This window comes from Singulisphaera rosea, from assembly GCF_054877945.1.
Genome location: NZ_JBTYIP020000010.1, coordinates 203,361 through 223,807 on the forward strand (window position 1 = coordinate 203,361; position 20,447 = coordinate 223,807).

General features: G+C 66.4%; 13 protein-coding genes and 4 tRNA genes. 10 read left to right on the forward strand and 7 right to left on the reverse strand.

The features are described from left to right. The first annotated feature begins 73 nt into the window (after positions 1 to 73). Positions 74 to 1,201 (forward strand): M48 family metalloprotease, encoded by a 1,128-nt coding sequence (locus ACYOEI_RS18795; RefSeq protein WP_462851084.1) that lies wholly within the window; start codon positions 74 to 76, stop codon positions 1,199 to 1,201. Here the strand turns inward: ACYOEI_RS18795 and ACYOEI_RS18800 are convergent. Next, the gene (locus ACYOEI_RS18800; protein ID WP_462851085.1) at positions 1,161 to 2,675 is read right to left on the reverse strand and encodes an FHA domain-containing protein; all 1,515 of its coding nucleotides are present in this window, start codon (positions 2,673 to 2,675) and stop codon (positions 1,161 to 1,163) included. The two genes, ACYOEI_RS18795 and ACYOEI_RS18800, sit on opposite strands and share 41 nt — an antisense overlap. A 498-nt stretch (positions 2,676 to 3,173) precedes the next feature. Between ACYOEI_RS18800 and ACYOEI_RS18805 the strand changes: the two genes are divergently transcribed. From ACYOEI_RS18805 to ACYOEI_RS18815, 3 genes are all read left to right on the forward strand, one after another. Beyond that, positions 3,174 to 4,220, forward strand: a complete 1,047-nt coding sequence (locus tag ACYOEI_RS18805; RefSeq protein ID WP_462851086.1) for a DUF1559 family PulG-like putative transporter — start codon at positions 3,174 to 3,176, stop codon at positions 4,218 to 4,220. A 163-nt stretch (positions 4,221 to 4,383) separates the two neighbouring features. Beyond that, the gene (locus tag ACYOEI_RS18810) at positions 4,384 to 5,535 is read left to right on the forward strand and encodes a phytase (RefSeq protein ID WP_462851087.1); all 1,152 of its coding nucleotides are present in this window, start codon (positions 4,384 to 4,386) and stop codon (positions 5,533 to 5,535) included. Positions 5,536 to 5,688: 153 nt separating this feature from the next. After that, on the forward strand, positions 5,689 to 7,377 hold the full coding sequence (locus ACYOEI_RS18815) for an FAD-dependent oxidoreductase (protein ID WP_462851088.1): 1,689 nt from the start codon (positions 5,689 to 5,691) through the stop codon (positions 7,375 to 7,377). Positions 7,378 to 7,740: 363 nt separating this feature from the next. Here the strand turns inward: ACYOEI_RS18815 and ACYOEI_RS18820 are convergent, their stop codons facing one another. Beyond that, on the reverse strand, positions 7,741 to 9,114 hold the full coding sequence (locus tag ACYOEI_RS18820; protein ID WP_462851089.1) for an AAA family ATPase: 1,374 nt from the start codon (positions 9,112 to 9,114) through the stop codon (positions 7,741 to 7,743). A 739-nt stretch (positions 9,115 to 9,853) separates the two neighbouring features. Between ACYOEI_RS18820 and ACYOEI_RS18825 the strand changes: the two genes are divergently transcribed. Then, complete coding sequence (locus ACYOEI_RS18825) at positions 9,854 to 10,021, forward strand: DEAD/DEAH box helicase family protein (protein ID WP_462851090.1); 168 nt, start codon at positions 9,854 to 9,856, stop codon at positions 10,019 to 10,021. Between the two features lie 101 nt (positions 10,022 to 10,122). Here ACYOEI_RS18825 and ACYOEI_RS18830 read toward each other — a convergent pair whose 3' ends face one another. The 5 genes from ACYOEI_RS18830 to ACYOEI_RS18850 all read right to left on the reverse strand — a co-directional run bounded on the left by ACYOEI_RS18830 (position 10,123) and on the right by ACYOEI_RS18850 (position 16,690). Beyond that, positions 10,123 to 11,688, reverse strand: coding sequence for a tetratricopeptide repeat protein (locus tag ACYOEI_RS18830; protein WP_462851091.1), 1,566 nt, complete (start codon positions 11,686 to 11,688; stop codon positions 10,123 to 10,125). Next, positions 11,685 to 12,707 (reverse strand): YybH family protein, encoded by a 1,023-nt coding sequence (locus tag ACYOEI_RS18835; protein ID WP_462851092.1) that lies wholly within the window; start codon positions 12,705 to 12,707, stop codon positions 11,685 to 11,687. Before ACYOEI_RS18835 ends, ACYOEI_RS18830 begins: the two co-directional genes overlap by 4 nt. Positions 12,708 to 13,169: 462 nt before the next feature. Next, on the reverse strand, positions 13,170 to 13,925 hold the full coding sequence (locus ACYOEI_RS18840; RefSeq protein ID WP_462851093.1) for a Bax inhibitor-1/YccA family protein: 756 nt from the start codon (positions 13,923 to 13,925) through the stop codon (positions 13,170 to 13,172). 233 nt (positions 13,926 to 14,158) lie between these two features. After that, entirely contained in the window at positions 14,159 to 14,944 is a 786-nt protein-coding gene (locus ACYOEI_RS18845; protein ID WP_462851094.1) for a S1 family peptidase, read from the reverse strand. Between the two features lie 21 nt (positions 14,945 to 14,965). Continuing rightward, entirely contained in the window at positions 14,966 to 16,690 is a 1,725-nt protein-coding gene (locus tag ACYOEI_RS18850) for a metal-dependent hydrolase (RefSeq protein ID WP_462851095.1), read from the reverse strand. A gap of 863 nt (positions 16,691 to 17,553) precedes the next feature. On the opposite strand from ACYOEI_RS18850, the gene ACYOEI_RS18855 reads away from it, so the two are divergent. From ACYOEI_RS18855 to ACYOEI_RS18875, 5 genes are all read left to right on the forward strand, one after another. Beyond that, complete coding sequence (locus tag ACYOEI_RS18855) at positions 17,554 to 19,227, forward strand: sigma-70 family RNA polymerase sigma factor (protein ID WP_462851096.1); 1,674 nt, start codon at positions 17,554 to 17,556, stop codon at positions 19,225 to 19,227. A 339-nt stretch (positions 19,228 to 19,566) separates the two neighbouring features. Continuing rightward, a tRNA-Thr gene (locus ACYOEI_RS18860) sits at positions 19,567 to 19,639 on the forward strand. A gap of 103 nt (positions 19,640 to 19,742) precedes the next feature. Next, positions 19,743 to 19,824, forward strand: a tRNA-Tyr gene (locus ACYOEI_RS18865). A 163-nt stretch (positions 19,825 to 19,987) separates the two neighbouring features. After that, a tRNA-Gly gene (locus ACYOEI_RS18870) sits at positions 19,988 to 20,058 on the forward strand. Positions 20,059 to 20,258: 200 nt separating this feature from the next. After that, positions 20,259 to 20,331, forward strand: a tRNA-Thr gene (locus tag ACYOEI_RS18875). Positions 20,332 to 20,447 lie beyond the last annotated feature (116 nt).

The window sequence follows — 20,447 nt, forward strand, 5'->3', positions numbered from 1 at the left end:
ATCTCCGCAACCAGGACCTCCATAACCGAGCTCGAACGCCAGAGCGACACGAACCCAGCCGGATCGATCTGACATGAGCCGATACTTCATCGCCGCCGTGGTCGGCCTCCTCTACGTGGCCGCAACGGCCTGGGTCGTCCACAGCGAAGGGGACGCCTATCGTCGCGACCGCCGCCGCGAAAGGCTCGCGGCCCGCACTCCCAACGCCCCCCCCGAGCCCTTGCCGACGATCGCCGGGCGCGAGCCAACGCCCCCGGCCCAAGCCCTCATGCCGAGGCCCTCCGAATCACCCGCCGTCCTCGACCTCGCGAAGACGAAGGACGTCCCGATCCTTCCGCCTCCGCCGCCCGCTCCCCCGGCACCCTCGACGACCCGGCCGACACCAACCGCGGTCGCGGCCAATCCGGCCGACACCATCCCCAAAGGCCTCCCTCGACCCGCCCCCGGGCCCGACGCCCCCAAAGGGCCCGACCCCGCATTCGTCTGGGCCGACACCCTGGACCTTGCCAAGCTCAGCGTCGAGCAGGAACGCCGGCTCGGTCAGGAACTCCACCGCATGGTCCTGACCTACAACCGGAAATGGGAGAACGGGGCCATGGAGCAGCGCGTTGAGGACGTCGCCCGCCCGTTGCTCAAGAAACGGTCACGAAACGAGATCGACTACTCCTTCACCCTCCTCGACTCCGAGGCGGTGAACGCCTTCTCGTTCCCGGGCGGTTATGTCTACCTCTGCCGAGGGCTCTTCAACCTGCTCGGCGAAGACGAGGACTATGCGCTCGAGTTCGTCCTCGGCCACGAGATCGCCCACGTCGACCTCCGGCACGCGATCCAGCGCGTGGCGACCAGCAACGCCGAGGAGAAGAAGCGGGGGCTCGGGACCCTCCCCCAGTTCTATCTCCTCGTCTCGTTCGGCTACCCGGACAAGCTCGAATACGGGGCCGATGCCTGGGTCTTTCGCCACATGATGCGTGACCTCGACCGGAGCCGGCACGACTCCCTGGCCTTCCTCCGGAAATTCGAGCGATACGCCCAGGACAACGGCTTCGCCTCGGGGCGGCAACTTTCCCCCCCGAAGGCCGATATCCCCGGCGAACCGACCCCTTCCCTGGTCGACAATCATTTCCGGGCCCACACCGCGGCGCGAAAGCGCCTGGCCGAGCTCAAGGACTTCGCCGCGACCCTGCAGCTTCCTCAGAAATGAACGCGGCGGAAGCGGTCAGCCCGATGAACATCGCCGCCAGGGCGATGACCGACGCCCTCACCCCCATCCGGTCGACTTCCGCCGGGAAATAGCCCTCGGCGAGGTCTTGCTCCGGCATCGGAGCCGATGGCGTCGTCGCCACCGATGCGGGCGGTCGATGCCGCTCCGACTCGAGCAGCAGCAAACCCTCGAAAGCCCAGCGTGAGGGGAGGGCATTGGCGACGACCCTCGCCCACGAGGCCATTTCGGGAAGGGCCTTCGCCTGGCCGCCGAGGAGCCAGAGGGGCAACATGGCGACCGGCAGGAACGCCCAGGCGAGCGCCGGGGTGGGGGCGAGCTCGACGACCACCAGCCCGAGGGCCAGCCCCACGACCGAGGCCAGGACGAGGAGGACGAGCGACGGAAGACCGGCCCCCTCCAGGCCCGCCCCGAACGACACGATCGCCCACGCCAGGAGGCACTGGACGACGCAGAGCCCCCCGAAAGCCGCGAATCGTGCCAGGACCCGAGCGACCCCGGCCCCCCGCGGCCCGACGTCGTCCCGGCCCTTCGCCGGAGCGCCGAGCGTGGTCCCGAGGATCGCGTCGGACAACCCGAACCAGACCGCCGCCAGGCTGAGCCAGAACAGGATCGCCGCCACCGAGGCCGACGCCGAGGCCCAGCCTTCGGGAGTCGCCAGCCCTCGGGAATCGACGCGAAGCACCGCCACCAAGACCAGGGCCATCAACGGCGCCTGCCCGAGCAGCACCGCGAGCCGAACGGGGGCCCGCAACGTCTCGGTGAGCTCTCCGACGAAGCCTCCCGCCCTCACTTCGGGTTGCAGTGCAACGTGGGAGACCTCCGACGGCCGGGGGAGTGTCGTCGAGAAGGGCGACGAGTTCCCGAACGGGGTGACCGCGGGGATCACGGCGGTCGCGGCGACCGGCTTCTCCGCCGGGACCGCAGGCAACGGCTCGATGGCAAAGACGACGGTGTAGCTTCCCAGGCTGATCAGGTCCCCGGGCCGCACCGGCGTCGGCCTCGCGATCTGCTGGCCGTTGACGAACGTCCCGTTCGCGGAGCCGACATCTTCGACGAGGATCTGATCCCCAAAACGCACAAACCGCGCGTGCTTGCTCGAGACCATCGGGAAGTTGAACACCCGGTCGCAACTCTCGACCCGCCCGACCAGCATCTGCTCGCCTCGGAACGTCAGGGCCGGGAACCGCGAGGCAGCTCCCTGGGCGCCCGACGCCTGGTCCTCAGGCCAGGGCATCGGAGCGGATAGCCCGAGCGTGACCCGGTCACCGCTCGAGATCCGCACCGCCCCTGTGATTCGGCTCCCGTTGACGAAGGTCCCGTTGGTCGATTGCAGGTCTTCCAGCACGAAACCGGCGTCGTCTTGAGTGAGTCGACAATGCTGCCCCGAAACCGCCGGCTGGTTCACCACCAGGTCGCTCTCGGGCTTGGAGCCGATGATCCAGGACCTTGTCATGGGGTGGATCTCTTGACGTTGGAAAGTCTTTCGAGCGATCGCCCGACGCCGGCCCGAACTTCCTAGAAAGCGGGCCCGATCGAAGTTACCCGACCGACGACCATTTGAGGAGAAGTTTTGTAGGCGCTCGCCAGATACGTAGAAGCGAGAAGTCTTTTGAAACCCGACTTTTTCTTCAAAGTCGGGTTTCTGCCACTGTCTTCGCCGACCCCTCCCGGAATACCGCAGCCTCGAGCGCCTCGCGTTTGCGTTTCACACGCCAAGCGGAAGACCCTCTTCTGTCGCTGGCCAGAGGCCACACACCCCATCTCTGCCCCTTCCCGGGTAACTCTCGTCACCGTGGCCACGATTTCATGAAATCCCCTTCATTCCTTTGCCGGGACACCGTTGGAGTTCCGTTATCGTCCTCGCCTCACGATTTCGGGCGACCGGATCTCCCGCACGTTTGCGAAGGGGTCGGCCTCTCCCGACCGAACCCACTGTCGAGGCCCCCAGCCGATGAGACTTTCCCCCCCCACCGTCCGACGTCCGGCGTTCACCCTGATCGAGCTCCTCGTGGTGATCGCGATCATCGCCGTCCTGATCGCGTTGCTCCTCCCCGCCGTCCAGTCGGCCCGAGAGGCCGCGCGTCGGATCCAGTGCACCAACAACCTCAAGCAGCTCGGGCTCGGCCTCGCGAACTACGAGAGCGGCAACGGCGCCCTGCCTCCCCAGCAGACGATGAAGCAGGTGGGCAACAAGCAGCCGACCTCGTACACCTCGTGGGGCGTCAGCGCCCGCTTGGCCCCATACATGGAGCTGGGGCCGCTCTACAACTCGATGAACTTCAGCCTGAAGTACAGCGACGCGACCAACACGACCGTCAGCTACACGACGATCAAGTACCTGATCTGCCCGAGCGAGATCAACCCCGCCCCCAACGGGACGCCCGGCAAGGCGTTCGGCGTGTCGAACTACGGCTGGAACGTCGGCGACTGGTACGTCTTCGGCGGCGTCGGCGCCATGCCCAATCGCAACGCCTTCTGCGTGAACATCAGCCGACCCTACGCCGCCTTCTCCGACGGCCTGAGCAACACCGTGGTCGCCGCCGAGGTGAAGGCCTACCAGCCTATCCTCAAGTCGTGCTTCGCGAACGGCAGCGGCGGGACCCTGCCGGGCCTGAACGACCCGAACAACATCCCGACCCCCACCGCGTCGGCTGCGATCATCGCCGCGTCGGTGTCGATCGGTTGCAAGGTCGACAGCGCCCACGCCAAATGGTCGATCGGCTCGGCCTGCTACGACGGCTTCACGACCGCCCTCCCGCCCAACACCCGCACCCTCGTCGGCACCCCGGCGCAGGACTACGACCTCGACTCGATCGACGAGAACAACGGCGGCCCGACCTACGCGGCGATCACCGCCCGGAGCTATCACCCCGGCGGCGTCAACTCGCTCTTCGGCGACGGCAGCGTCCGCTTCGTCAAGAGCACCGTCGACGGCCTGACCTGGCGAGCCCTCGGCTCCATCGGCGGCGGCGAAGTCATCTCGGCCGACTCCTACTGAGTGCCTGCCCCGAAACCCGGCTTTTTCTTCAAGGCCGGGTTTCCGACACCGTCGACTCTGTCGACCCCTCGCCCGCGAGACGTCGACGCCGACTCCCGCGGAAACCCGACTCCTCGGAAAACCGAGATTCGGGACTGGCTCTGAGCCTCAAAGGATCGCCTCCATGACCTCGCCCTTCGACCCTCGTCGCCTGATCCTGCCGGTCGCCCTCGTCGTCCTCGCCTCGCTCTCCCCGGGGCGGCAGGCGGTTGCGGCCGGAGGGCAGTCGGGCGAGGTCGCCCCCGCCACCCCCGCACCGAAAGCCCAGACCGACCCGGTCCCCAGCGACGGCGACGCCGCCGATGACCCGGCGATCTGGATCCACCCCAACGACCCGGCCAGGAGCCTCGTGCTCGGCAGCAACAAGAAGGGAGGACTCCACGTCTACTCCCTCGAAGGCCGCCAGGTACAGATCCTCTCAACGGACTCTCGGCCGAACAACGTCGACCTGATCTATGGGTTCCGGCTCGGCGACAAGGTCGTCGACCTCGCCGTCGCGAGCACCCGCGCCGGGAAGGGCAGGGCGGGGGTCAAGGTCTGGACGATCGACCCCACCTCGGGCCATGTCGCCGAGCTCGGCCCCGCCCGCACCTTCGCGACCTTCGGCGGCGAGGACGCCTACGGCCTCTGTACCTACCGCAGCCCCCGCAATGGCGCCGAGTACGCCATCGTCACCGACCACGACGGCAAGGTCGAACAGTACCGCCTCGAAGGCTCGGACGGCTCGATCAAGGCCACGAAGGTCCGAGCCTTCGCCGTCGGCTCCCAGTCCGAGGGATGCGTCGCCGACCGCGAGCTCGGCCGCCTGTACATCGGCGAAGAAAACGTCGGGATCTGGGAATACGGCGCCGAGCCCGACTCCGGCGATTCCCGAACGCTCGTCGCCAAGGTCGGCGATCACGGCCTGGCCGATGACGTCGAAGGGCTTGCCCTCTACTACGCCCCGGGCGGCAAAGGCTACCTCATCGCCTCGAGCCAGGGGACGAACACCTTCCACGTCTATGACCGCGGCGGATCCCACGCCCACGTCCTCACCATCGACCCTAAGGCCGGGCCCTTCGACGACGTCGCCGAAACCGACGGCATCGACGTCACCAACGAGCGTACCTCCTCCCTCTTCCCTCGCGGCCTCTTTGTCGTCCAGGACGGCCAGAGCCCCGGCCGCCAGAACTTCAAGTTCTTCGCCTGGGAAGACGTCGCCGGCGACCAACTCCTGATCGACACCACCCTCTCCGCCCGCAACGCCTCCTCCTTGCCCTCGCCCAAGCGCCCCTGAGCCGTTGGTCGTCTTCTTGAGGCCGTTCGCCCTCGCCAAGGTCCTTGCATCGGGCCCAGTCGACACATACCCTCACGAGGTGGACGGAATCGGACGCCTGGAGGGCCAGCCGCCCTCGAGGCCCGCGTCACCTTGCCGAAGGGGCTTGCTAATATGCGTCGGCGAACATTCCTCGAAAACTGTGGCGTGGGCCTGGCCGGCATGCTCGCCGCGAGGGCGGGGCTCCCGGTCGCCCTCGCCGCGACCTCGAAAGAGATCGCGGCCGACCTGGTGATCGCGGGCGGCGGCCTCGGGGGCTGCGCCGCGGCCCTGGCGGCACTCCGGCGTGGAAAAACGGTCGTCATCACCGAGCCGACCGACTGGATCGGCGGCCAGCTCACCCAGCAGGCCGTGCCCCCCGACGAACACCCCTGGATCGAGAAGTTCGGCGGCAACGTCTCCTACTTCGAGCTCCGCCGCGGGATCCGCGACTACTATCGCCACCACTATCCCCTCACCGCCGAAGCCCTGGCCCGTCGCGACCTCAACCCCGGGAACGGCAGCGTCTCCAAGCTCTGCCACGAGCCGAGGGTCGCGCTCGCGGTCCTGACCGAGCTCCTCGCCCCCTTCGCCTCCGCCGGCAAGCTCTCCGTCCTCCTCGAGCACGCCCCCCTCCGCGCCGACGCCGACGGAGACCGCGTCCGGAGCATCACCGTCCGCGACCTCAAAACCCGGGACGAGCGCGTGCTCGTCGCCCCGTACATCCTCGACGCGACCGAGCTCGGCGACCTCCTCCCCCTGGCGGGGGTCGAGTTCGTCACCGGGTTCGAGGCCAAGAGCGAGACGGGCGACGAGAAGGCACCCGAGGTCGCGCAGCCAGAAAATCAGCAATCCTTCACCTGTTGCTTCGCCGCCGACTACCTCGACGGCGAAGACCACACGATCGACCGCCCCGCCGAGTACGACTTCTGGCGCGAGTACGTGCCGAAGCTCACTCCCCCCTGGCCGGGCAAGCTGCTCGGCCCAGAGGCGACCAACCCGGTGACGCTCAAAGGCCGGCCGCTCGAGTTCGACCCGAGGGGTGCGGGCAAGGGCTTCTGGGTCTACCGCCGCATCGCCGACCCGCGCAACTTCCTCCCCGGGACCTACTCCGGCGGGACCACCCTCGTCAACTGGCCCCAGAACGACTACTGGCTGGGCAACCTGATCGGCGTCACCCCCGAAGAGGCCGATCGACACATCGCCCGAGCCAAGCAGTTGAGCCTCTCCCTCCTCTACTGGCTCCAGACCGAGTTCCCCCGACCCGACGGCGGCACCGGCTGGAAAGGCCTACGGCTCCGTCCCGACCTCGTCGGCACCGCCGACGGCCTCGCCAAGCACCCGTATATCCGCGAGTCCCGACGGATCCGCGCCGAGTTCACCGTCCTCGAACGCCACGTCGGCACCGAGGCCCGCCGCAAGGCCCTCGGCCGACAAGACGTCACCGCCGAGCGGTTCCCCGACTCCGTCGGCATCGGCAGCTACCGCATCGACCTCCACCCGAGCTCCGGCGGCGACAACTACATCGACGTCAGCTCGCTCCCGTTCCAGATCCCGCTCGGGTCCTTGATCCCCAGGCGCGTCGAAAACCTCCTGCCCGCCTGCAAGAACCTCGGCGTGACCCACGTCACCAACGGCTGCTACCGCCTCCACCCCGTCGAATGGGCCATCGGCGAGGCCGCCGGCCTCCTCGCCACCTTCTCCCTCAACCGCAAGCTCACCCCCAGGGCCATCCGCAACACCCCGGCGAGGCTCGAGGAGTTCCAGTCCTTCCTCATCGCCCAAGGAGTCGAGATCGACTGGCCGAAGCTCACGCCGCGCTAACATCCACCGCGGTCACAACGGAATCGTAGCCAAAGCAACGCACTACAGGCTTTCCATCGATACCTTTATTTGGACAACTCAACAAACAAACGAGATCCAGGCTATCCGTGACGAGTTAATTGACCACCTGACGAATGGATGCTCGACAGAAGACCGAAACCGCGTCGGTTTGTCGGACCGACGCGTGCAATTCCAGAACGCGTGAGTCACTCACCAGGATCAATCCCGCCGTTGAACGCTCGTCCGACATGATTCCAGCCCGAGCAACTTGATCGCGCGTCCCTACGACCACTTGAACTCAAGTGCACCGGCGCTCTGCCCGGCGGGATTGTCAGGTGGCCGGGTTACCGGGCCTGATCTAGTTTACATCGTGGTGAAGTAGCAGCCGACCGAGAAGTCGACGACATCACGGTTCAGCTGGATCGGCAGGCCGTTGTACAGACAGTAGTTCCTAGCCTGGAGTAGCAGGTCCCGAGGCTGGCAGCTCCGGAAGCAGCGGCCGGCCCGCCGGTAATGGTGCTCGATCAGGTAGTCGACCGGGTCGTCCGACAGCGAGTCGAACCCGAGCTTGGGCGCGACCAGCTTTATCAGTTTCTTGAACATCGTCTCATCCGGGTCGGTCACATGGATCTTGTAGGGGATCCGCCGGAGGAAGGCGTCGTCGACGAGGTGCTTGGGCTCGAGGTTGGTCGAGAAGAGGGTGAGCTGGTCGAAGGGGATCTTGATATTCTGTCCGTTGTTCAACGTCTGGAAGTCATACCGCTTTTCCAGTGGGATAATCATCCGGTTGAGTAGCTCGACCGGCTGCATCCTCTGGCGACCGAAGTCGTCGATCAGGAGGGTACCGTTGTTCGACTTCATCTGGAGCGAGGCCTCGCTGATCCGAGAGATCGGGTCGTGGCGGATCTCCAATTGGTCCAGGGTCAGCTCGCCTCCGACGACGAGGGTGGGCCGGCGGATCTCAACCCACCGGCCGTCGTCCTCGCTCCGGCGGAAGGGCCCCTCACCCTGGCTCGCCACGATCTCGTGGACCGAGGGGTCGAACAGCTTGACGAGCTGGCCGCACATGTCGATTGCCCGTGGGATCCAGATCGACTCGCCGAAGCACCGGGTGATCCGCTCGGCCACGCTGGTCTTGCCGTTACCGGGCGCCCCGTAGAGGAACATCCCCCGGCCCGAGTTGATCGCCGGGCCGAGGATCCGGAGCATCTCGTCGGAGATCAGCAGGTCGGAGAAGGCCCGGCGGAGGTCGGCCTCCTGGGGATGCTCGTTCGCGATCGTCTGCGCGTTGACGGCCGCCAGGTAGTCCTCGTAGGAGACAGGGGCCTCGCCGATGTAGGCGCACTCCTGGATATATTCGCGGCCGCGGGCCCGGCCACCCTCGGTCAGGATATACTCGTAATCGCCCATGTCGGCGACGTTGGTGTAGGTCACCAGCTTCTGCTTCTGGAGCCGTTGCAGCTCGTCGATGAGTAAAGCGAAGGGCAGGCCTAGCCGCGCGGAGATGGTCCGGCCCGTGGCGAGCCCGTCGGCCAGTAGGAGCTTGAGAATCAGCGCCTCGAGCTTCGCCGAGTTGAGCCCGGTCGAGGCCAGGTCGACCGGGCGGCCTGGGCGGAACTTCTTCCGTCGCTCCGGCCCCTGGTAGGGCTCGGGCTTGTCGGGGACCGCCGAGGCGGCCTGCAAGAGGCCCGGCCCGGCTTCGACCGAGCACCCGTTCTCCTGGGCAAGTTCAGCCATCAGCCTCGACTCCATGGTGACCGACGGAGTCCCTGGCCTCGACCGCGAGGGGAATCAACCGCCTGGTTTCACTCCAGCATAGGTCGTGATCCGGAGTCCTACGCGGCGGCCGGGACTCGCCTCCCATCTGAGCCAGCCTCAAGGTCCAGCAACTGCCGGTTCTTGCTTCGGTATCGTCGACCGGAGCAGGTACTGGATGATACCATTTTTAATTGACAACATATCATATTATTATAATATCTACATACATATCACCATGCGCGATAGGGTCCGTTCCGAAGGCCGGTCGAATCGAGGGCCGAACGCCCTTGGGATCTTCGCCCCGGGCAGATCAATACGCGCGAGAAGCTCGTGTCGGTGCCGGCGGCGGTCCGGGGCCTGACCTCGGCCCGGGAGGCGCGCGGCTCCGGGGTTCGGAACCCGTTTGTAGTCTCGTTCAGCCTGGGCCCCTCCTCCCGGCATCGCGCGTCACGACGGGGGTGAGCTCGATCGGAGGGGGAGGGATGGCGTGTCTGAGTCTCGCGGGAGCCGGGGGCCCGTTTACGGTGCCGGGCCTGGATCCCCGTCTGCTAGGAGTCTGTCCGAGTATTCGCTTCCGAATCGACGTAAATCCTTGCCAACAAAGGAACTGTCCAAAATAAGCTCAAATTCCGCAAGCCCATCAACGCCAAGGGGTTGTGGACTTTAGGGCCTAATACTCAGACAGCCTCCAAAGGACGCCCTCCGAGTTAGGCTACGGGTGCCGACCCCGATCCATTGGGAGGCGGACGTCCCACGGCCCCAGTGGCGTGACCTGATCGGCCATGCAGCGACCCGTATCGGCAAGACGGCTGCGTTCGCCCTCCCGCTGGTCCACCGCCTCGCGGCCCTGGGCGACGACTGGACCCGCCACGGGCGTCCCCTATGAAAGGGCTTCGGCGGGAATGGCTGTCGGACGCGGACCCCTTGCCTTGACGCGAGGCATCAGGAAGGCGGGCCGGGGCGCCAACCGCCGACCCGCGCGGCTGATTACTTCGAGAAGCTTAGCCCGGGGTCCTGCGGGCCGCCGGCCGTCGCCTTGAATAGGAAGTGGGCGTCGTCCTTCCAGGTCACCTGGCCTTCCAGCGGCGGGTTGCCCTGGCTCTCCAGCTTGAGCTGGCGGTCGGTGTAGGTGGACGTGCCCGTCAGTTCGTGCGACTTCCCGTTCACGGTGACCTTCCAGGTGAACTGCCCGTCGTCCTGGACGCTAAAGGCGACGGAGGCACCCTGGGCCGGGGTCGCGGACCACGTGCCCGCGAGCTTGTAATCGGGGGCCGGGGCCGCGGCGGGGTCGGCCGCCGGGGCGGCCGCTTTGTCCTTCGAAAGGGACGCGGCGAGCCCGGCCGCGAGCGTGTCCGCCGGCTGGAGCTTCGACGCCAGCCGGAACTGCTCGGCCGCGGGGGCGTTGAACCCCTGGACCTGGTAGTGATACCCCAGCAGGAGGTGGTCCGACGCCGCGTTCACGTTCTGGCGGCTGTGCGCCTCCAGGGCGCGGAGCTGCTGAGTGTAGGTGTCGACGTCAGGATAAAGGCCCACCATCGTCGTCCAGTCCCATCCGGGTCCCGCCGAGAGCACCGCGTAGATCGTCCCGGCCGACTCGTCGTAGCGGCCCAGCGCGAACAGGACCAGGGACCGGAACTCGTGCATCGTCGGGTCGTTCGGCAGCATGCCCAGCGCCTTGTCGCAAAGCGACAGCGCCTGGCTGGAGTCTCCCGCCTTGAACGCAGCCCGGGACTGGTCGAACGTCGTCACCGCGAGATCGGTGGCCGAGTTCTGAGGGGGCGGGGTCGAGGTGTCGATCGGCTGCGAGTAGTCGGGCGAGCCCTGGGCTTGGGCCTGATCCGCGCCCTGGCCTTGCCCTCCCCCGGCCGCCGCGTAGTACGGGTTGGAGTAGCCCGCGCCGCCCATGCCGCCCATCATCGGGCTGTAGCCCCAGCCGCCCATGCCGTAGCCGGCCATCGGGTAGCCGGTGCCGTATCCGTATCCGCCGTAGTTGGTGTTCCAGCCGCCGTGGTACCAGCCCGAGTTGTACGGGTTCGCCCAGCCGTGACCGCCCCAGCCGTAACCGTAACCGCCGTAGCCGTTGCGGTTGTCGACGCCCGTCCCGCCGTTCGGCCCTCGGTAGGCGGTGTTGCCGCCGGGGCCTTGGTAGGCGGCGCCTCCGTCGGGGCCGCGGTAGGTGGTGCCACCGGCCGGGCCCTTATACTCGTTGGCGCCCTGCCCCCCGCGGCTGGAAGACCCGGGCGGCATCCCATTCATGCCGGAGCGTCCCGCACCGGGATTGTAGCCGCGGCTGCCCATGCCCGGGGGCATCCCGTTCATGCCGGACGACCTCATGCCGGGGCTCATCCCCCCTCGGCTGCTCATGCCGGGAGGCATGCCATTCATGCCGGACGCCCCCATGCCGGGACTCATCCCCCCCCCTCGACTGCTCATGCCGGGGGGCATGCCGTTCATGCCGCCGTGGAACCCGCCGCGGCCGGCCAGCGCCGCGGGGGCGGTCCAGCCCACGGTCAGGATCGCCACGAACGCCAGCCTCAGGTTGGAAGAGTTCATTGCGGCCTCGGGGTAGGTGTTGGGGTGACCGGCTGGTTGTGTGACCCGGACTGCGGCGCGGGGGGCTTGCGGGCGATGACGAACACCCCGAGATCGGGGGCGACGTGGCCGGCGACCGTGCGGTCGGTCGACTTCCACCGGATCAGGTCCTTGTTGACCCGGGTGAAGACGTTCGTCTCGGAGAACGTCTTGCCGCCCTGCAGCGGCCCCGAGAGTTTGACAACCCAGTTGTCTCCGTCGCGGGACCAGAGTCCCTCGCTCGTCCCCCCCTGCGAGTCGAAAACCCACGACTTGAGCTGGCCGCTGGCCGGGTCCCAGCCGACCCGCTGCACGCCCGACAGGGCGAGATGGCCGGCCACCTTGATCTGGTAGGTCCGCAGCAGGAAGTTGCCGTCGTCCGACCACCGGCAGGCCGTGGCCATGACCGCGTCGGGGTTCTCGTCGACCCACTCGCCTACGAGCCACTCGAGGTCCTTCAACCGCTCGTGGGGGCTTGGCTCGTGGCCGGCATACTCCCGGACGTAGGACTGGAGCCACCGGCCGCCCTGTCGGACGTATAGCACGGTATAACGATCGGTCTCAGGCCGGCCCCCGCCGCTGCCGGGCGTGATGGTACAGCGGCCTTCCTCCTTGGCGACGTCGGCGCCGAGGAACCGGAGCGAGTCGACGTCGAGGGCGATCTTGCCCCCCGGGTCGGAGGCGAAGATCTGGGCGAACTGCGAAGTGATCGCCGCGCGTCCCTCGACCACGCCCCCGTCCTTGTCAACACTCTCAGCGTCGTCGGTAAACAGGGCGGCGAGGGCCTTGACGTCCCCGGCGTCGTACGCCTTGGCGAACGCACGCAGGGAGTCACGAATCGCAGCCCGGTCCGCCGCCCGGGCGTCGTCCCGGGTTGCCGCGGATGTCGGGCGGGGGCTGGACTGGGCGAGGGCCTGGCCGGGACCGGCCGAGCCGTCCGCCCAGGAGAGGGCGCCCGCCAGGGCAAGTGGGGCCAAAATCAGGGGTGCGGATCTCTTCATCGGCGTTTAGACCTTGGGGCGTCTTGGTCCCGGACAGAGGTCGATCGCAGCGCCGGGCGAGGGGCCCTGAGTAGTCGGCGGCCGAGGCCGGCGAGCAGAGTTCGCCGGGGGCGTCGACGACCGCCGCCCCGGGCGGACCGCGGTCCGGCCCGCGCCCGAGCAACTAGGGTAACGCGCTCCTGGCGACCCTTCAACGGGCCAATGTCTTCGATATGACTCTTACACAAATATCGGAGAACGGATCACGGTCACCCCGGACGTGAGACAGGAGGTTCCGCCTACTCCGGGGACGACGGCCTGCTCCCTGCGACACCCCGGCCTTTCGGAAAATCATAAAACCATTTCAATCCATTTATTAAATGGCATCACGAAATCGTAATTACTCCGCTCCAACGAAACGAGCCACCGGCCCGCGTGGGGCCGGTGGCTCGTCTAAACGGGTTGCGGTGCTTTGCCCGAAGCTCAGCGGCGGTCCTGGAGCTTCCGGAGCAACTGGAGGATTTCCAGGTAGAGCCACACGAGGGTGACGATCAGGCCGAAGGCCCCGTACCACTCCATGTACTTGGGCGCCTGCGCTTCGGCACCATGCTCGATGAAGTCGAAGTCGAGCAGCAGGTTGAAGGCGGCCAGGCCGACGACGAGGACGCTGAAGCCGATGCTGATCGGGTTGGCGCCTCGGATGAACGGCACGTTGTAGCCGAACATGCCGACGAGGAACGAGATGAAGTAGACGAGGCAGAGCGCGCCGGTCGCGGCGATGATGCCCGCCTTCAACTTCTCGGTCACTCGGATCAGGCCCGAGCCATACGCGAAGAGCATGCAGAAGAGCGTGCCGCAGGTCATCGAGACCGCCTGGATGGCGATGCCCGGGTAGGCCTTGCCGAGCTTGTGCTCGATGATGTAGGAGAGCATGCCCAGGAAGACGCCCTCGAAGGCCGCGTACACGGGCGCGGTCCAGGGGGCCCAACTGGGCTTGAACATCGTGATCATGGCGAGGATGAACCCGCCGATCATGGCGCCGGGGAAGACGGCCTGCTGGAGCTCGCCTTGCGATGTGGCGTTCCACGACCAGATCGCGGTCGCCGAGAGGATGCCCAGGAGTGCGAAGGTCTTGCCGACCGTCCCCTGGACGGTCATGACCGTGCTCCGGGTGCCGCCGTATACGCGCTCGAAATTGCCGAACGTCGCGTTCGAGAACGCGGGATTGCTGCTGGCCAAGGGTCTTCCTCCCAAGAACGGAGCTGCGTCGCCTCGCGAGTCTGCTCGCTCGTCGCACGAAGCGTCGAGCGCCGGGCCGAAGGGGCGAATTCCTCCGCCGTCACTCGCTGATATTGTGAAGCAATCGCCGGGTTTTGACAAGCACGCCCGGCGAAGGCCCGAGGGCGATCACAGCCCCACTTGATTTTGATACGAGCGATCCGAGGCGTCGGTTCGGCCCCGAAGGCGGCTCGTCATCGAGAGGGGCGGGACCGCGTGGCGGTGATCGGGGTGCGCCGGACGGGCCCCTTGGGATTGGCGACCACGGCTTCGAGGTCGCTCTCGTGGAGCAGGCGGCGGATGCTGGCGGTCGACGCGAAGATGCCCGACTGCCGCCCTTTGACGATCTCGGCGCGGCCGATGCAGACGCCGATCAACTCGCCGTTGCCGAGGAAGAGGCCCCCTCCGGAACGCCCGTGTTCCGGGGCCCTGGCCGTCACCAGGAACTGACGCTCGGCGCCGCCCCCCTCCATCGCGAACCGCTCGACGTTGCGGATCTCGGTCGTCCAGGAGCTCAGGTGGGTCCCGAGGTCGATCCCGACCGACGTGACGGCGGTCCCCTGCGCCGGGGCGTCCGTGGCCGGGGTGATCCGCGCGACGTAGGGCAGGGCGATCATCCCCCGGATCCGCACGACCGCGAGGTCGGAGGCGCGGTCCGAGGCCTCGACCTCGGCCGGGACCGAGCGAGGCCAGGTCTCGGGCCTCCGGGAACGCTCGACGCCGAGATTGTAGCGATGGAGCTCCACTGACAGCGGCCCGGGCTCGACCACCACGTGCGCGGCCGTCAGGACGAGCGTCTCATTCGCGGCCGAGGAGACGATGGTGCCACTACCCTGGGCTCGCCCCTTGCGAATCAGGACGGTCGGCCGGAAGGTCCGGCTGTCCTCGGGCTTCGGCTCCGAGGCCCAGGCCGGTGTGGATGCCAGAAGGACGGCGCACGCAACCGCCCATCCGAGGATTGGCCCCTTCGCTCCGCGCATCGACGCAGTCCTCCGTGGTGATCACTCCAGCTTGACGTCGGGGGGCTCCATAGTGCCCGTGGTCGAGCCTCGCCGCAATCCCCCGGCGGGCTCGTCCCGTTTCCGGAGGATCCGGATCTGTCCCCAAACCACGGGGTCTTCGAACCAACGCCGATTGACCCGGACGAATTCGGTGTCATCTCCCCAGGCCACGACCATGTCGATCTCGTCGAGGTGGGTCCCGATCAACGAGGCCCAGCGCGAAACCCGCTCCTCCGCATCCATGGGCATGTCGTGGAGCGCGATCCACTCCAGGTCGGCGGCCCCCGGCCGCTTCCCTTCGTCCTTGAGGAACTGGACGGGGAAGTAGTAGTACCTCGTCTCGTAGTTGGACCAGACGATGTTCCCGGTGCCGATGCCGAGCAGGTTGTCGGCGTGCAGCACGGGATTGGCGCGGAAACGCCCCCGGGTCAGGGTCAGGAGCGTCGCGATCCGCTGCCCCTTGCCCACCGCGCCTTTGGCCGCCATGACGTCGCTCGCCACGTTGTTCGAAGCGACGGCGTACTCCCAGACGAAGCCCGACTGCACCGTCACGGCCAAGATCAACGCGACCACGCACCCGATCGACGTCCAGCCCTTCAGCTCGAGGTTGAGGAACGGGACGAGCGCCACCAGGCCGAACAGGACGATCCGCTGCGGCAGGTAGTGGCCATGGCTGGCCCCCAAGGTGTCGGGGCCAAGCAGACCGCCCAGCATCAGCAAGGCCGCCAGGATCGCCCACCCCCGCCGGTCGTCGGATCGCAGATTCCAACGCGTCGAGGCCGACGCCAGCACGAGCGCGATCCCGAGCCAGAGAACGGGGGTCAAGCACGCCCACCAGAGGCTCGGGGAGTCCAGGAACGGCAGGATGACCTTGCTCGCTAGCGAGATCGGGTCGACCCAGCCCAGTTGCTTGAACCAGGCCCGGGCCACCAGCGGCGGGGTCAAGAACTGCCACTGCGGCTGCATCCGCCCCCCTTGTCGGGAGAGCACGACATACATCATGCCGAGCGGGATCAGCGGGATGAGGCCGAGCGCAGTCCCCTTGACCCGGGCCCATCGCGCCTCTCGGGGCGAGCCAAGCGCCAGGATCATCAGGCCGGCGACGGTCAGCCCCAGGCTCACCAGGTGGGAGAAATACCCGAGGATGACGAGGAACCAGAGTATGGCGATCCGCTTCGGCCCGAAACGGTCGCGGAACGACCACCAGACGCCGAGCGTGATGGGGAAGAGGCAGGCGCCGAGCAAGAAGCTCGTGAACCCCAGGAGCCAGGTCACATTCAACGAGAGAATGGCCGCCAGGAGCCCGGCCGCCGGCATCCCTCGCCAGCCCGCGACACGCCAGCGGAGCCAGAGGATCGACGCGGCGAAGCCGACGAGGGTCGCCGATGTCATGACGCGATCGGCCAGCCTCGGCTCGTGCAAAGCCTTGAGCAACCCCACCATCGCCAGGTGACCCGTCCAGTTGGGGAGGGGATCCCAGCGCACCCGGTAATAGTCGCGGAAGGGCGAATTGGGGTCGAACGAGCGTTCGATGATGTGCGAGTTGTACAGGTGGGCAGGGCCGTCCTGGGTGATGAACCAGGGGACCCACCAGATCGCCGTCAAGGCGGGCATCAAGGCGACCAGCGAGACGACGACCCCCCAACAGCAGGACCGCGCCAGGTCAGGCTCGCCCTCGTGTCGAGGTTGGAAAGACAACAGGTCGTGCGTCCCAGCAAAAGCCAACCCGACCCTCCTCCACCCCGGGATAGGGCTCAGGAGGGTCGGGCTCGGATGCGTAACAACCGGACTGACGACCGTCCAATCGTTCTCCGGTCGCGTCTCCGAGAGAAGCAACAAGAGGTCGGGTCGCAGCCGCCGTTGTGCGGCAAGGTCCTAAATCACGCGGCGCTTCACCGACATCGAGCAACGCGGGCCCGATCTGGCGATAAACTCACTATATCGCATTCCCCCCCCGTCGACAAAAAAATTCACGAAGCAGACCGATCGATCTCGAAGGCCCCCGCTCGTCGAGGAGCGAGGCCTCGTCCAACTCTCGCTCCGACACTCCTCTCCCGTTCGTCGACATCCGGGGAAAGCCCAACGGCCCCGAATCGCGCCCCCCCACATCCTCAGGCTCGGGCTCGCGCGATTTCGAGGCAGGGAGCGACGTCTCAAAAGTGAGACGGCCCACTCAACCCGAGCACTCGACCCGATCCCGCAGGCCTCGTTCGCCTCGATTCTCGACTCCCGGGCAGTCCCTGCCGAAAAAGACGGCCCAGGACCGCGGCCAAGCCTCGCCTCGTTGCGAAAATCGACGGGCAATCGAGGCGATTCCAAAGACGCGTCATCTCGGGCATCGAGTTTGCTCCTAGGAGTGGGAATGAACCTTGTCAACACCTCGGACGTCTAATGGCTAGGAAGATTGCGTAAATTCGACGAACAAGACCTGTCCCACCGGGCCTAGTTGATTCGTAGGATCCTTACCGGCGTTGCAAGGGGTGGATAAACGGGTCTTTACGTCGTGCGGAACGGAGAATTTCCGATTCCGGAATAGGGTGGTCTCGACGTCGAAACGTGGTGGCTCGATCGCGAGGAGAGTGTCGAGGATGGGAAGCAACTATTGCCATCCCGCGTTGAAGCAGTTGAAGGAACAACAAGCTCGGTTCGCGCCGAGGGAAGAACGCCTTCAACAGATCGAGCGGGCGGAGACGCTGCTCGGCGAGATCCGCCCCGACGGCCACTATCCCTATGAGTATCTCTGGTATCGGATCAAGGGATACCGACCGGAGACGTCCCCGGAACTGTTGCTCGACGGCAACGGGATCCGCCACGACCTCCGCCTGTTCATCGAAGACCTCTCGGGGACGGTCGGCCAGACCGCCGAGCAGGCCACCGAGCCGGTCCTGACCGTCGACGCCGTCAGCCAGCGCTTCAACGTCTCGACGCGGACGGTCACCCGCTGGCGACGACAAGGGCTCGTCGCCCGCCGGTTCGTGATCGACGGGCGGACCAAGGTCGGGTTCCTCGAATCGAGCGTCGCGCGTTTCGTCAACGCACACCGCGAGCAAGTCGACCGCGGGACTCGTTTCCGACAACTGACCGACGCGGAGCGAGACGAGATCGTCCGTCGCGCCCGCCGCATGGCACAAGCCAGCCAAGGGGGGCTCGTCGAGATCTCCCGGAGGATCGCTCGGAAAATGGAACGCTCCACGGAAGCCATCCGCTACACGCTCAAGGCCTACGACCGCGAGCATCCCGACCGCGCCATCTTCCCCCCGACGGCGGGCCCGCTCGACGACGAAGCGAAAGGCCAGATCTACCGGCTCCACCGCCGAGGGGTCTCCGCCGAGGTCCTCTCCGGCCAGTTCGGCCGCACACGGTCGAGCGTCTACCGGGTCATCAACGAGATGCGGGCGCTCCGAATCCTGAGCGTGAAGCTCGAGTACATGGCGCACGCGACCTTCGACGACCCCGCCGCCCGGCCGACGATCCTCGGGCCGATGCCCGAGCCCGCCGACGGCAAGGCCCCGCGCAAGACCAAGGCCCCGAAGGGCCTGCCCCCTTATCTCTCCAGCCTTTACGAGGTCCCACTCCTGGGCCGCGAACAGGAAGCCCACCTCTTCCGGAAGATGAACTTTCTCAAATTCCTCGCGAACCAGCTCCGCGAGCAGATCGACCCGGCCCGTGCCAAGACCACCGACCTCGACGAGATCGAGCGGCTCCAGGAAGATGCCCTCGCCGTCAAGAACCAGATCATCCGAGCCAACCTCCGGCTGGTCGTCTCGATTGCCAAGCGGCACGTCGGCCCATCAAACAACTTCTTCGAGCTCGTCAGTGATGGAAATATGTCGCTGATTCGCGCGGTCGAGAAGTTCGACTACGCCCGCGGCAACAAATTCAGCACGTACGCGAGCTGGGCGATCATGAAGAACTTCGCCCGCACCATCCCCGAGGAGAACTACCGCCGCGACCGATTCGTCACCGGCCACGAAGAGATGTTCGAGGCCGCCGCCGACACCCGGATCGACGAGCACGAATACGAGTCCGCCCAGAAGCGGAACCAGGAAGCCGTAAAAGGGATGCTCGGCCGCCTCGACGAGCGCGAGCGTCGGATCATCATCAGCCGCTACGGCATCAACGGGGCAGGGGAGCAGACCCTCGAACAACTCGGCCGAGAGCTCGGGATCACCAAGGAACGCGTCCGGCAGATCGAATCTCGGGCCCAGGAGAAGCTCCGCAAAATCGCCATCGAGGAGAAGCTCGACCTCCCGATGCTCTGAAACGGGACCCTCGCTCCCACTCGGAGAGTTCCGCCGCTATTTTCGCCACGATCCTCTTGCCGAACCCGACCGCGAAAGGTTAGGATAATCCACGTGGCGCTCCCCAAGGGCAGCCGCCTTGCTTTGACCGCGTCCCACCGGTGGTTTCCCACATCGGGTACCCCGGCCGAACGCGGTCATCTTCGCTGGCGAACCTTGGGATTGCGACGAACCGGCTGGTAACGCGCCGTGTCTACTCCAACGAACTGCGGACGTCGGGAAATTCCACCGGAAGGCGGAAAGATCCCTTGCACGAAAAACTTCCGCCGCTATAGTTGGGAATTTCACGGCCTCGTGAACGCTGGCGTAGCTCAACCGGCAGAGCACCGGTTTTGTAAACCGACGGTTGTGAGTTCGACTCTCACCGCCAGCTCTGTTCTGTCGGCTTCGGGAGTGGAGCTACGGACCCTGCTTGAAGCCTTCGCATGCATATGCGGCACTTCGCGGGTCCGGTGGACGCTTTCCGAACCAGTCACGGGTGGATACCCAAGTGGCTAAAGGGGCCAGACTGTAAATCTGGTGGCTATGCCTTCGCAGGTTCGAATCCTGCTCCACCCACTCCTCAAACCGTCCGTCGCAGGAAGATCCATGATCGCCGAGGAGAGCATCGGCCTCGAAAGCTGAACGCGAGGTCAGGAGAGTTGATCGGGTCGCGGGACGAGTCTCCGACGATCCGCCCGGCCAGGGCCGAACACCCAGGTGCGGCCAGGGTCGGACCCTCGCGGGTGTAACTCAATGGTAGAGTACCTGCCTTCCAAGCAGGCTACGTGGGTTCGATTCCCATCACCCGCTCTCGGACCTGGCGCTCGGTAACGGAGACGACACGCGAAAGTGACGACTTAGGAGACCGGCTTCGAGAAAAGGCCAGGAGCACGAAACATAAAGGGGAGAATCGCGGGGAGAGGGGTCATCCGATGGCCTTGAACGAGAATCGCCGACTCAGGGAAGTCGACACGCTCGAAGACCCGTCGATCTCGCCAGACGAAGCAGTTGCTGCCGTAGCTCAGTTGGTAGAGCGCGTCCTTGGTAAGGACGAGGTCCTGGGTTCAAGTCCCAGCGGTAGCTTTTGGGCGCGGCCCAAGTTCGGGTGGTGTGTTGGACCCAGGGGTCAGCCCCAGGCCGTTGGGATCCCCGCCCGGATTCGACCCAGTTGACGTGGCGTGTGGGGCGGCTCGGGCGGG